This is a genomic window from Schaalia dentiphila ATCC 17982, from assembly GCF_000154225.1.
Lineage (GTDB): Bacteria > Actinomycetota > Actinomycetes > Actinomycetales > Actinomycetaceae > Pauljensenia > Pauljensenia dentiphila.
This window is the reverse complement of record NZ_DS264586.1, coordinates 2,074,910-2,088,163: the sequence shown is the minus strand read 5'-3', so window position 1 is coordinate 2,088,163 and position 13,254 is coordinate 2,074,910. Positions and strand designations below refer to the sequence as shown.

Genomic DNA, 13,254 nt, shown 5'->3' with positions numbered 1-13,254 from the left:
GATGCTCGGAAAGCTCACGCCTCCTTGGGGGACACAGTCACGACCGTGTCACTGATACCCACTGGGCCGGGGGCGGCCGGGGTGATCTCGCCGAACTTCTTCTTGTTCGTCACGACCATCGGGGTGATCGTGTCGTAGCCGGCCTCGCGGATGACATCCCAGTCAACCTCAGCCAGGACGTCGCCGCGCTTGACGACGTCGCCCTTGGCGACGCGCGGCGTGAAGCCCTTACCCTCCAGCTTCACGGTGTCCATGCCGATGTGGATGAGCACCTGGACACCGGACGCGGACTTGATGCCGTAGGCGTGGCCCGTCGGGAACGCAACCGACACCTTGCCGTCACACGGAGCAACAACCACGGCGCCAGCGGCCGGGGAGACCGCGATGCCGGGGCCGAGCGCGCCAGCGGCAAAGGCCTCGTCGGCAACGTCCGACAGCGCGACCGTCGTGCCCGCCATGGGGGAGGTGAGCGTCAGGTCAGCCTTCGCCTCGTCGCTGAACGCGGGAGAGGCCTCGGCCACCGGAGCGGCGGCAGGAGCAGCCGCGGGGGCGTCGTCCGCGAGGAGGGACTTCTTCGCGCGAACCTCAGCCTTCTGCTCCTTCGTGCGGTAGTCGAAGAAGACAACCATGAGGAACGCGGTGAAGAATGCGGCGGCAATACCAAGGCCGTAGACGGACATGGGCGAGAAGACCGGGATCGTCAGCAGCGACGTGAACACGAAGGTGTGCGTGATCGCGCCGCCACCGATGCCGATGACCAGGCCACCGACGACACAGCCGGTGAGCATGAGCGGGTAGATGCGCTTGAAGCGCAGGTGGATGCCGTACAGGGACGGCTCGGAGATGCCGCCGAAGAGGCCGGCGGCGAGAGCACCCGACGCGGTCTGGCGCATGTCGGTGTCGCGGTCACGGATCGACAGGAAGAGCACGCCGGCCGTGGCACCGAAGCAGGCGAAGTTCCACGCGCCCATGGGGCCCTGGATGAAGTCCGAACCCGTCGCGGCGATGTTGGCCAGCTGCAGGGCGTTGAGAGGCCAGTGCAGGCCCAGCGGCACGAGGAAGGGGTAGATGATTGGGATGATGATCGCGAAGAGGATGGGGGCGTGGCCGTTGAGCCAGGCCAGGCCGCCGCCCAGGCCGTTACCGATCCAGATCGACAGGGGGCCGATCAGGAAGGCAGTGAGAGGCATGATAATGATGAAGGAGATGAAGGGGACGAACACCATCTGGATGTTCGAGGGGATGATCCTCTTCAATCCCTTGTAGAGCAGGGCGAGGATCGGCACCATCAGCAGCGGCACGAAGACCTGGCCGCCGTAGTCAGACAGCTGCAGGGGCAGGGAGCCGATCTGGGTGACGCACTGCTCGGAGCCGAGCGCGGTCGTCGTACAGGTCGTCTCAGTGAAGGAGGACGCATTGCTCAGGCCGATGAAGTTGGGGGTGAGCAGCGACAGGATGACGGCCGTGCCAACCCAAGGATCGATGTCCAGCTTCTTGGAGGCGTTGTAGGCGACCATTGCGGGCAGGAAGTAGAAGACTGCCCTCCACATGGAGTTCACGTAGCCCAGCCACGCGGGGATAACATCTGCGTGCGTATCAACGACGCCAAAGGCTTCAAGAACCGCGAGGAACGCCAGGATCAGGGAGGCGCCGAGGAGGACGGGCAGCAGCGGGCGGAATGAGTCCGACAGGTACTCGAAGAAAGCGTCAACGATGGCGTTCTTGCCGCGCGCCTTCGCGCGGGCGGCGGCCTTGACGTCGTTGTTCGAGGCTGCGGCTCCCGGCTTCATCGACGGCAGGTTGTTGATCTCGTTGAAGACCGACTGCACGGCACCGCCGATAACGATCTGGTAGCGATCGCCGGACTGCGGGACGGCACCGAGAACGCCGTCAATGGCCTCGACTCGGTCCTTGTCGACGACCGATGCGTCGTTGAGTTCGAAGCGCAGACGCGTCGCGCAGTGGGTGAAATGGGTGATGTTGCCGGGACCACCGACCGCATCGAGGATTTCCTGTGCCGTGTTGGACACTCGGGACTCCTTCCGTGGATGGGGATTCGACGCTGAATGCGACTCTTGACAATTAGCATGTTTGAACAAATGCTGAAAGACCCGAAGGGGTATCTCACAGTAATTTCTCGGTGATTATCGGGGCTTTTTCAGTAACGAGGCCCGGGCTCCCTATCGGGTCATCAGGCGGTGTTGCTCGGCGTCCTTCCGTGCCCATCGTCGCTGGTCAACCATCATGAGAGTGTTCTCATGATGCTCTCATCCTGGTCTTTTCGTAGTTGGGCATTCTGGTCACTAACGATCACCGACACGGAAAGGACGAGACCTTGACACCGCCACTGTCAGTGCTCCTCTACAGCCACGATTCCCAGGGCTTGGGGCACGTGAAGCGCAACCTTGCTCTCGCGCATCACATTGCCGCGCGCATCGCCGGGGAAGCGGTGCGCGGACTCATCGTCTCCGGCCTGGCCCACAACCCGCTGTTCACCCTGCCCGAGGGCTTCGACTGGCTGGCCCTGCCCGGCATCGCGAAAAAGAATGGTGCGTACGTTCCCCGCCGCCTGTCCGGTTCGCTCTCCGATACCCTCGCTCTGCGCTCGGCCCTCCTCGAGTCCGCTCTCGTGGCCTTTTCCCCCGACCTCGTCGTCGTTGACCGCCACCCGCTGGGCGTGGGCCGCGAACTTGAGGCCCCGCTGCGCGCCCTCAAGCGCTCCCGCCCCCAGGCACGCGTCGTCCTGGGGCTGCGTGACATCCTCGACGAACCCACCGTGGCCGCGCGGGAATGGGCCGACCTGGGAGGTGCCTCGATCCTGGACGGCCTGATCGACCAGGTGTGGATCTTCGGCGATCCCTCCATCCACGACGCGACCTCGACGGGGGAGGTACCCGCCGCCCTCGCGTCCCGTGCGATCTTCACCGGCTATCTGGCCGACGGCCGCACCGACGTGGATCCCCACCCCGGCCCGATCAAGCGCCCCTTCGTGCTGACGACGGTCGGAGGAGGCTCCGATGGCGGGCGCATCGTCGAGGCCGCGGCTGGCGCCCGCATGCCCGAGGGACACGACCACCTCGTCGTCGCCGGACCCCAGCTCGACGACGCGAGCATGGAACGCGCCCGCTCCCTGGCCGGCCCCACGACCACCGTCGTGCGCACATGCCCGGGCCTGGCCCACCGCATCCGCGAGGCCGCCGCCGTCATCTCCATGGGGGGATACAACACGGTCTGCGAAATCCTCGCCGCCGACACCCCCGCCCTCATCGTCCCGCGTGAGGTTCCGCGCCTCGAACAGACCATCCGCGCCCGGGCGCTCGCGGGCGCCCACCTCATCGACACCCTCAGCCAGGCCGACGCCACGCCCGAGGCGTTGTCCCGCTGGCTGAACGGTGCCGTCACCACGCGGACCGACCGGTCCCGCATCGCCCGCGGGGGCCTCGCCGCCGCCGCGCACGCCGCTATGACTCTGATCGCCCCCGCCAACGATGGAGACCTCCAATGACCCGCATCGGCTACGTCCTCAAGGTGTACCCCCGCTTCTCCGAGACCTTCGTGGTCACCGAGATGCTCGCCCGCCAAGACATGGGCCAGGACCAGCGTATCTACGCGCTGCGTCCGACCACCGACACACGCTTCCACCCCGAGATTGCGTACGTCGAGGCACCCGTAAGCTGGGTGCCGCGCCCCCGCAAGGCCTCCGAGATGTGGAACATCCTCACCTCCGGCCTCGCCGACGAGGAGATGCGCACCCGCTTCGCCGCTCTCATGCCGGCCATCGCTTCGTTGCCTGCCGACGTCGTCGCCCAGGGCATCGCGCTCGCCCTCGCTGCACGCGAGGACGGCATCACCCACCTGCACGCCCACTTCGCTTCCCTGGCCGGGCGGACCGCCTGGATCGCCTCGTCCCTGAGCGGCATCCCCTTCACGGTCACCACACACGCCAAGGACATCTACCACGAGTCCGTCGACGTTGACCTGCTGCGCCGCATCTGCGCGGACGCCGCCCAGGTCATTGCGATCTCGCAGTACAACATGGACTACCTCGAGCGCTTGCTAGAGGGCACGGGCGCGCGCCTCGTCCTGCAGCGCAACGCCCTCGAACTGGCCCGCTTTTCCTACCGCGACCCCGAGCCCGCCACGGGCACGCTGCGCGTCGTCGCGGTGGGGCGCCTCGTCGAAAAGAAGGGCTTCGCGGACCTCATCGACGCGCTCGCGATCCTGCGAGATCAAGGCGTGGCGGTCGATGCCTCGATCATCGGCGAGGGAGACCTCAAGGACGACCTCGCCAGGCGCATCGAGGAGCGAGGCCTCACCGCCTCGTGCCGCCTGTGCGGGGCGCGCACCCAAAGCGAGGTGCGTGAAGCTCTTGAGGGTGCCGACGTGTTCGTCGCCCCCTGCATCCCCGGCTCGGACGGCAACATCGACGGCCTGCCCACCGTCATCCTCGAATCCATGGCCGTGGGCACACCCGTCGTGGCCACCGTCGTCACCGCGATTCCCGAGGTCATCATCAACGGCCGCTCGGGTGTCCTCGTTCCCCCGGGCTCCCCGGAATCGATCGCGCAGGCGCTCGCGGACATCGCCTCCGGTGCCACCCCCGTCGTGGAGCTGGCGCGTGGGGCGCGCGCGCTCATCGAGGAGCACTACGACTCGCGCCGCCAGGCATCTGCCCTTGCCCGCCTTGAAAGTGATGAGGAGACCCTCTGATGCGTATCGCCTACATCTGCGCGGACCCCGGCATCCCGGTTTTCGGAACCAAGGGAGCCTCCGTCCACATCCAGGACGTCGTGCGCGAGCTCGTGCGCCGCGGCCACGACGTCGAGATCCACGCTGTGCGCATGGGGGACCGTGTCCCCGCCGACCTGGCCGACGTGCCTACCGTCGAGTACCCGCTCGATGCGGACGGCGCGGGCGACCGCGAGCGCGCCCAGGCCCAGGCCTCGCGCGCGATCGCACAGCGCGTTGCGAAGAGCGCCCCGGACCTCGTGTGGGAGCGCTACTCGCTGTTCTCCACGGCGCTCGCGTCCCTCGCGAAGGGCAGTGGTGTGCGCGGGATCCTCGAGGTGAACGCGCCCCTCATCGAGGAGCAGCGTCGTCATCGTCGCCTGGATGACGAGGCCGGAGCGCGCTCCGCGCTCGTGGAGCAGGCGGGTGCGGCGCGTGCGATCATCTGCGTGTCGGACCCGGTGCGCGCCTGGGTGGAGGAGATGACGGGCACGGAGCGTGCCCACACCGTCCCCAACGGCGTCGACACGAAACGGATCACTCCCGTGACGGAGGAGGCCGGCCGCGTGGTCGTCACCTTCGTGGGCACGCTCAAGCCCTGGCACGGGGTGGAGCACCTCATCGGGGCGCGCGCCCTGGCCTCGTCCCCGTGGGACCTGCGCATCATTGGTGACGGTCCCCAGCGCGAGGCTCTCGAGGAGGCGGCGCGCGCAGCCGGCGTGGACGTGGATTTCCGCGGTACCGTCGCTCCGCACGAGGTTCCCTCCCACCTGGAGGGTTCCGCCATCGCGGTCGCACCCTACCCGGCGCCCGCAGACGAGGCCGACCACTATTTCTCGCCCCTGAAGGTTTATGAGTACATGGCGGCCGGCCTGCCCGTCGTCGCCAGCGCGCTCGGACAGATCCCCGTGGCCCTACTGGGCTGCGGCGTCCTCGTGCCGCCGTCCGATACGGCTGCGCTCGCTCGTGCGATTGACGCCCTCGCTCAGGACCCGGAACGTCGCACCGAGCTGGGTGCGCAGGCTCGTCTCGCCGCCGAGGAACGCCACTCGTGGGCGGGCGTTGTGGGGCGCGTGCTTGAGCTGGTGGAGGCCTGAGATGGCGCCGATCAGCAAGAAATACAACCTGGGGGCGCTGTCGCGGACCCTGCGCCTCGTGGGTCCCGACGTGCGTCCCCATCGCGGACTGATCGCCGGGGGCATTGTGGCTCTGCTCCTGGATGTCGTGTTCCGCGTCATGGAGCCCTGGCCGATGAAGATCGTCATCGACTCGGTCGTTGAGGTGGCGCTGCACCGCGGAGAAGGCCCGTGGTCTGCGGCCCCCATGATCGTCGCCTGCGCCGGGCTGCTGGTCGTTATCGTCGGCCTGCGTGCGGCCTCGAACTACATGGCCACGGTGTGCTTCGCGCTGGTGGGCTCGCGTGTCGCCCAGTCGTTGCGAGCCCGCGTGTTCCGCCACGTGCAGGGCCTGTCCCAGCAGTTTCACGCGCGCAACCGCAGCGCCGACACGGTCCAGCGCATCGTCGGTGACGTGAACCGGTTGCAGGAAGTGGCCATCACGGCCGGACTGCCGCTCCTGGCCAATACCGCGACGCTGCTCGTCATGGTCATCGTCATGGTGGTCCTCGACCCGCTGCTCGCGGTCGTGGTCGTTGTGGCCGTCGCGCTCTTCCTGTTCGTGTCGCGAGGCTCCTCCCAGCGCATCACCGCCGCCGCGCGGCGCACCCGCAAGGGGGAGGGCCAGCTGGCGAACACCGCCCAGGAGTCCCTGGCCTCGATCCCCGTCGTCCAGGCCTACGGATTGGAGGACTACATAGCCGGGCGCTTCGGCGGGGCAAACGGCAAGGCCGTCCGTCAGGGCGTGAAGTCCCTGCGCCTGGCCGCCCGCCTGGAGCGCTCCACGGACCTGCTCGTCGGCATCGCCACCGCGATCGTGCTCGTGGGCGGCGGCCTGCGCGTGCTCAGCGGCGCGATGAGCGTGGGCGACCTCGTCCTGTTCACCTCCTACCTGCGCACCGCCATGAAGCCTCTGCGCGACATGGCCAAGTACACGGGCCGAATCTCGCGCGCCGGCGCCTCGGGCGAGCGCGTCGCCGACCTCATGGAGGTCCGCCAGGACATCGTGAGCGCGCCCGGCGCCCTGCACCCCGCAGTCATCGGCGGCAACCTCGAGTTCGACCGCGTCGTCACCGAATACGACGGCGTCGAGATCCTGCACTCCCTGTCCCTGTCGGTGCGCGAGGGCGAGCGGGTCGCGATCATCGGCCCCTCCGGATCCGGAAAGTCCACGCTCGTGTCGCTCGCGGTGCGCGCCCAAGACCCCGTGAGCGGTCGCGTCCTCATGGGCGGATACCCGCTGACCGACCTCACCCTGGCGGCCGTGCGCTCGAACGTCACCCTGCTCCACCAGGACGCCGTGCTCTTCGCGACGACCATCCGCGAGAACATCCGCCTGGGCCGCGAGGGCGCCACCGACGAGGAGATCGTCGCCGCCGCAAAGGCCGCCAACGCCCACGACTTCATCATGGAGATGCCCGGCGGATACGACGCTGAGGTGGGCGAGCGCGGAGGCACGCTGTCGGGAGGCCAGCGCCAGCGCATCGCGATCGCCCGCGCCCTCCTGCGCGACACCCCGATCATCATCCTCGACGAGGCTACGACCGGCCTCGACCCCGAGTCCACTGGACTCGTCCTGGATGCCATCGACGGCCTCGTGGCAGGGCGCACCGCCCTGGCCATCACCCACGACCCGCCCGTCGCCCTGCGCTCGAGCCGCGTCGTGTGGATCGAAGACGGGCGCGTCCTCCTGGACGGTACGCCCGCCCAGCTCCTCGAGGAGTCCGAGGCCTTCCGCGAGTGGGCGGCCAGTGCGACGAGCGCCTCCGCGAGCACCCGAGGGGGTGACGTGCGATGAGCGCGAACCTGTCGGATGCACTGTCCCTCTTCCTCGACTCCTTGCGCCTGTCCGAGGCCGTGGACGCTTCCCGGGTCGCCACCCGCGTGCGCATCAAGCCCGGGGTATCCATCAGTGCCTCGCTCGCCGACGCTGACGGTCTTCCGGTTGGTTGGGCTCGCCTGCTGTGGCCGGATGCGGTCGCGAAGGGCGAGAAGAGCGCCGCCAAGGCCCAGCGCCGAAACCTACCCACCTCCTCGCGCATACTCGAAGACGGCCCGTGGCTCCAGTGGGGCGACATAGTCTCCGACCCGGACCTGATGGTCCACATCGGGCGCGCCCAGGCCTCGGGCATCGTCGAACCACGCACGTGGCAGGTGTTACGCCACAACCCCCTGCGCCGCCTTGTCGCGCGCAGTGGCGGTATGGTCGTGCGCATCCAGGCCACCGAGGACGCACACGTGCGCGGCCTTGACGCCTTTCTGAGCGCGGTCGTTCCCGTGCCCGAGCGCCTGGATGAGGGCAGCGATCCGAACGTGAGTGTCTTGGCCGACGCCGGGGGATTCGACCTGTCCCAGAGCGCCGGCACAGCCGGGCAGGTACACGCCTGGCACGAGGAAGCGGGAGAGCTCTTCGCCCGTCTCCACGCCGCCGTTCCCTCCGCGCACCTCGCCCAGAGCATGGGAGCTCCCACGTCCTCGACCCGTCACACCCTCGCTGTGCACGCCCGCATCATCTCCGAGCTCAACGCCGTCCTCGGAGCTCGGATTGAGGCGCTCGCGGACACGGCCCCCGAGCCGGAGGAAGCGCCCCTCGTGCCCATCCACGCGGACGCCACGCCCGACCAGGTGCTCGTGTCCGCGGATGGGACCGTGCTGCTCACCGACTTTGACCGCGCACGCATGGGGGCCGCCTCGCTCGACGTGGCCTCGTACATGGTCAGCGCCGATCCCGAGTGTGCCGAGGCCTTCGCGCGCGGATACGAGCGGGCGGGAGGACGCCTGCCCACGGGCACCGAACTGAGCGCCGCACGCATCCACGCCCGCGCTCTCAAACTCGCCGACCCCCTGCGCGAGGCCCGCCCCGACTGGGCTCAGCACATCGACCACACCCTCACGCTCATCGAGGAGGAAAGCGCATGTCTCTAATCACCGACGTCCGATCGATCGAGGGGATCAAGCGTGCGTGGCCAGCACGCGCTGGCATCGCCGTCGAGCTCGTCGACCGACGCGGACGCCTGCGCGCGGGACTCGCCACCGATGCCGGCGTCGCCATGTCCCTGTACGCCTGCGACCCGGTCCTCGGGACCATTCCCGTGGGGGAAGGGGAGCTCGTCGTCCACCGCCACGCCCGACGCGCCGTCGTTGTTGCGGATCGCTTCGTCACCAAGCACGTGCGCAAGGGCGGGGAGCGCATCGCCTGCAACACGGCAGTCGCCGGTCGCATCTACCGCTCATGGGGACTGGCCGTCGCCGACGTGACGGATTGGTCGTCGACCGCTCTGACCTACACGCGTCTGCCCGGCCGCTCCCTCGGTGACCTCGGGGACGAGGGGCTGGACGGGTGGAAGGCTCTCGCTCGGGCCTGGCAGCCGACTCGAGACGCCGCCCTCGAACCCCACACCGGCGCCCACGAGGCGCGCATCCTCGCCCGATGGGCCGAGCAGGCGCGCATCTCCGACACCATCGGCGAAGACCCACGTATCACCGAGGCGGTCCTGGACGTGTCCGCCCGCCTCATTGAGGACATCGACACCACCCACGTCGTCTCCCATGCCGACCTGCACGACGGACAGCTCCTGTGGGACGGCACCAGCCTTGGCGTCATCGACCTGGACGGCGCCCGCATGGCCGAGCCCGCCCTCGACCTCATGAACCTGCGCGCCCACGCGGAACTGCACCACCTGCGCGGGCCCCTCAGCGCCCACAGCCTTGACGTCGTCATCGGGCACATCGATGACGTCGCGTCCCGCATGCCCACCACGCGGGCGCGCCTGGAGGCCTACCTGCAGGCCTCCCGACTGCGCCTCATCTTCGTCCATTCCTTCCGCCCCGGGGCGAGCTCCTGGCTGGGGGAATGGATGGACCACGCACTCTCCGCTCACTCGAGCACTCACTGACCACAGACACCGACACAGAAAAGAGCACTTCCATGAAAATGACAGTTATTGGTTGCGGTTACCTCGGTGCCGTCCACGCAGTGTGCATGGCCTCCCTCGGCCACGAGGTCGTCGGCATCGACGTCGATCAGGCGAAGGTGCGGGCTCTGTCAGCCGGCAAGGCGCCCTTCCACGAGCCCGGCCTCGAAGAGATGATCGCCGCCGAAACCGCCTCGGGTCACCTGCGCTTCACCGCCGAGCCCACGGCGCAAGACTTGTCCGGCGCCGGCATCCACTTCATCACCGTGGGAACCCCGCAGTCTGACGAGGGCGGATCCGCCGACCTCAGCCACCTGATGGGAGCAGTCTCCATGCTCACCGAGCTGCTCGACCCCGCCGAGCGCACCGTCGTCGTCGGAAAGTCCACAGTCCCCGTGGGCACCGCGCACATCGTCGAAGAGAAGCTCGCGGGCACGGCTGCCGCCCTGGCCTGGAATCCCGAGTTCCTGCGCGAAGGCTACGCGGTCGAGGACACGCTGCGCCCCACGCGCCTCGTCTACGGCCTGTCCGCTAATGCTGACAGTGCATTCCGTGGACGCAACGCCCTCGACGAGGCCTACCGACCCATCATCGAGGCGGGCTGCCCCGTCATCGTCGACAGCTTCTCCACGGCCGAGCTGGTGAAGGTCGCCGCGAACTCCTTCCTGGCCACCAAGATCAGCTTCATCAACGCGATGGCCGAGATCTGCGACGTCACCGGCGCCGACGTTACGATGCTCGCCCAGGCCCTCGGGCACGACGAGCGCATCGGACGTCGCGCCCTCGGCGCCGGCATCGGCTTTGGCGGCGGCTGCCTTCCCAAGGACATCCGTGCCTTCGTGGCGCGCGCCGAGGAACTCAACAAGGGTGAATCGGTGGCCTTCCTGAAGGAAGTCGACGCGATCAACACCCGTGGTCGCACCCGTGCGGTCGCCGCCGCCGAGGCCGCGCTGGGTGGGTCTGTGACGGGCAAGAACATCACCGTCCTCGGTGCTTCCTTCAAGCCCGACACGGACGATGTGCGCGACTCGCCCGCCCTGGACGTCGCCTCGCGCCTGCACGAGCGCGGCGCCAACGTGCGCGTCACCGACCCGATCGCCCTGACCAACGCGGCCGCCCATAAGCCCCACCTGACGATGGTGGAGGACATGCACGCGGCGCTGACCGACGCGGACCTGGTCGTCCTGGCCACTGAATGGAGCCAGTTCGTCAACATGGATCCGGCCGCCATCGGCCCGCTCGTGCGCTCGCGCACCATCGTGGACGGGCGCAACGCGCTGGACCGCGAGGCGTGGAACGCCGCCGGTTGGACCCACGTGGGAATTGGACGGTGATACGCGGGTCGCGCCCGGGTGCAGACCTGGGAGATAACCCGGACAATGAGGTCATGAGCAAGCAGAACACGCGCGCGGGTGTGTCCGTTAGCATCCGCACCAGGATCATCGCCGCGGTGATCCTGGTGGCGGGTGCTGCGCTCACCGTCTCCGGTGTGCTTGTCTTCATCCTCCAGCAGCGTGCCCTCGACGCCCGCGCCGTGGATCGGCTGCATCAATCCAAGATCGCACTCCAAGACCTCGTCGAAGGCGGGACCAACCCCGAGACGGGCGTGGCTCTCACCGACCCCTCGGAGATCGTGCGACTGCACCTGGCGCGAACCTACGCGGGCACGTACACCGGTGAGGTCGGCTTCGTCGACGGGACCCTGTACTGGCTGCCCTCCCAAGAGCCGCGTCTACACATCGAGGACGACGCGGAGCTGGTGGCCTACGTTGCGCCCCTGACGACGGGCACGGACACCATCATCACCACGCACACGACCACGACGACGACCTACCGGCTCATCGTCGTACCGATCGCGGGTCCGTCCAGCAACGCGGCCCTCGTCCACGCAATCGACATGCGCGGCTACGGGGAATCGACACACTCTGCGATGGTTCTCTACCTGGTTGCCGCGCTCGGCACCCTCGTCCTCGTCGTACCTTTCGCCTGGTTCTCGGTGACGCGCCTGCTGCGCCCCATCGGCGAGCTGCGCCGCGCCACCGACTCGATCGGCGAGTCCGACCTGACGACCCGCGTTCCCGTGCGCGGCAACGACGACCTCTCGGGCCTGGCAGGAGCGGTGAACAGGATGCTGGACCGGGTCGAGACTGCGGTTGTCACCAGGCGCGAGCTCCTCGACGATGTCAGCCACGAGCTGCGCACCCCGATCACGGTCGTGCGCGGCCACATGGAACTCCTCGATCCTGACGACCACGACGATGTGGTCGAGACCCGCGCGCTCGTTATCGACGAGATCGACCGGATGGGCACCCTCGTCGGCGACCTGCTCGAGCTTGCCCGGGCCTCGGACACCGTGAACCCCGCATCCACGGACCTTGCCGCCCTCACCGAGGCGGTCCTGGACAAGGCCCGCGCCCTGGGAGATCGCCAGTGGACCCTCGACGAGGCCGCGCAGGTCACCTGCTGCCTCGACCCGACACGCATCACCCAGGCGTGGCTCCAACTCGCGCAAAACGCCGTCCAATACTCGGCCGACGGCACGCTCATCGCAATCGGATCGGGCGCGGACTCGCAGTGGGCGCGCCTGTGGGTGCGCGACCGCGGCATCGGCATTGCCCCGGACGACATTGAGTGCGTGCGTCAGCGCTTCGTGCGCGGCACCGCGGGCACCGAGAGCGTTGCTGGGTCCGGCCTGGGCCTGAACATCGTGGAATCTATCGCCCGCGCCCACGGCGGGCACCTCGACATTGAATCGACACCGGGGGTGGGCTCGACCTTCACCCTGGTGATCCCTCTGCGCCCCTGCGGCGCGTCAGGAGAGATATCATGACGACCATTCTCATCGTTGAGGACGAGGCCCGGATCGCTGCCTTCGTCGCCAAAGGACTGCGCGCCGCCGGCTTCGTCCCGGAGATCTACTCCACGGGATCCGAGGCCGTCGAAGCCGCCCTGCAGGGCCGGGGCGCCCTCATGCTCCTGGACGTGGGCCTGCCCGACATCGACGGCTTCGAGGTCCTCGAGCAGATTCGAGGCCAGGGCGTGGGCATGCCCGTCATCATGCTGACGGCGCGCAGTTCTGTTGCCGACCGTGTGGCCGGGCTCGAGGGCGGGGCCGACGACTACGTGCCCAAGCCCTTCTCCTTCGAAGAGCTGCTGGCACGCGTGCGCCTGCGCCTGCGCGAAGAGACGTCCACGTCCAGCGCGATGACGCTGACCCGGGGATCGCTCGTGCTCGACCTGAAGACGAGGCGCGCCCGCGTGGGCGCGGAATGGGTGGATCTGTCCGCCCGCGAGTTCACGCTGCTCGAAACCTTCATGCGCAATCCGGGACAGGTGCTCAGCCGCGAGCAGCTGCTCTCGGCCGTGTGGGGCATCGACTTCGATGGCGCGTCCAATGTGGTGGACGTGTACCTGTCCTACCTTCGCCAAAAAATCGGTAAAGACTACTTCGAAACGGTGCGCGGCATGGGGTACCGGCTCCTCTGATACCGGTACCC

Annotated in this window: 10 protein-coding genes; 9 read left to right on the top strand and 1 reads right to left on the bottom strand. The window is 68.3% G+C overall.

From position 1 onward, the window contains the following. Positions 1-14: 14 nt before the first annotated feature. A complete protein-coding gene (locus ACTODO_RS08925; protein ID WP_003793084.1) occupies positions 15-2,030 on the bottom strand; it encodes a glucose PTS transporter subunit IIA in 2,016 nt (671 codons plus the stop codon). Between the two features lie 305 nt (positions 2,031-2,335). Here ACTODO_RS08925 and ACTODO_RS08920 point away from each other — a divergent pair, with 305 nt between their 5' ends. The 9 genes from ACTODO_RS08920 to ACTODO_RS08880 are packed head-to-tail and all read left to right on the top strand — an operon-like array spanning position 2,336 to position 13,243. Beyond that, on the top strand, positions 2,336-3,505 hold the full coding sequence (locus tag ACTODO_RS08920; protein ID WP_244262549.1) for a glycosyltransferase family protein: 1,170 nt from the start codon (positions 2,336-2,338) through the stop codon (positions 3,503-3,505). Beyond that, the gene (locus tag ACTODO_RS08915) at positions 3,502-4,710 is read left to right on the top strand and encodes a glycosyltransferase (protein WP_003793080.1); all 1,209 of its coding nucleotides are present in this window, start codon (positions 3,502-3,504) and stop codon (positions 4,708-4,710) included. The genes ACTODO_RS08920 and ACTODO_RS08915 overlap by 4 nt, the downstream gene beginning before the upstream one ends. Further along, the gene (locus tag ACTODO_RS08910; protein WP_003793078.1) at positions 4,710-5,825 is read left to right on the top strand and encodes a glycosyltransferase family 4 protein; all 1,116 of its coding nucleotides are present in this window, start codon (positions 4,710-4,712) and stop codon (positions 5,823-5,825) included. The genes ACTODO_RS08915 and ACTODO_RS08910 overlap by 1 nt, the downstream gene beginning before the upstream one ends. Before the next feature lies 1 nt (position 5,826). Further along, a complete protein-coding gene (locus ACTODO_RS08905; RefSeq protein ID WP_003793077.1) occupies positions 5,827-7,641 on the top strand; it encodes an ABC transporter ATP-binding protein in 1,815 nt (604 codons plus the stop codon). Beyond that, positions 7,638-8,768, top strand: a complete 1,131-nt coding sequence (locus tag ACTODO_RS08900) for a phosphotransferase (RefSeq protein WP_003793075.1) — start codon at positions 7,638-7,640, stop codon at positions 8,766-8,768. The genes ACTODO_RS08905 and ACTODO_RS08900 overlap by 4 nt, the downstream gene beginning before the upstream one ends. Further along, the gene (locus ACTODO_RS08895; protein ID WP_003793073.1) at positions 8,759-9,739 is read left to right on the top strand and encodes a phosphotransferase family protein; all 981 of its coding nucleotides are present in this window, start codon (positions 8,759-8,761) and stop codon (positions 9,737-9,739) included. The genes ACTODO_RS08900 and ACTODO_RS08895 overlap by 10 nt, the downstream gene beginning before the upstream one ends. A 32-nt stretch (positions 9,740-9,771) precedes the next feature. After that, complete coding sequence (locus tag ACTODO_RS08890; protein WP_003793071.1) at positions 9,772-11,091, top strand: UDP-glucose dehydrogenase family protein; 1,320 nt, start codon at positions 9,772-9,774, stop codon at positions 11,089-11,091. Positions 11,092-11,144: 53 nt separating this feature from the next. After that, positions 11,145-12,587 carry a sensor histidine kinase gene (locus ACTODO_RS08885; protein ID WP_003793069.1) on the top strand — a complete coding sequence of 481 codons (1,443 nt, stop codon included), beginning with the start codon at positions 11,145-11,147 and terminating at the stop codon, positions 12,585-12,587. After that, positions 12,584-13,243: a response regulator transcription factor gene (locus ACTODO_RS08880; RefSeq protein WP_003793067.1), complete on the top strand. Its 660-nt coding sequence runs from the start codon at positions 12,584-12,586 to the stop codon at positions 13,241-13,243. The genes ACTODO_RS08885 and ACTODO_RS08880 overlap by 4 nt, the downstream gene beginning before the upstream one ends. Positions 13,244-13,254: the final 11 nt, after the last annotated feature.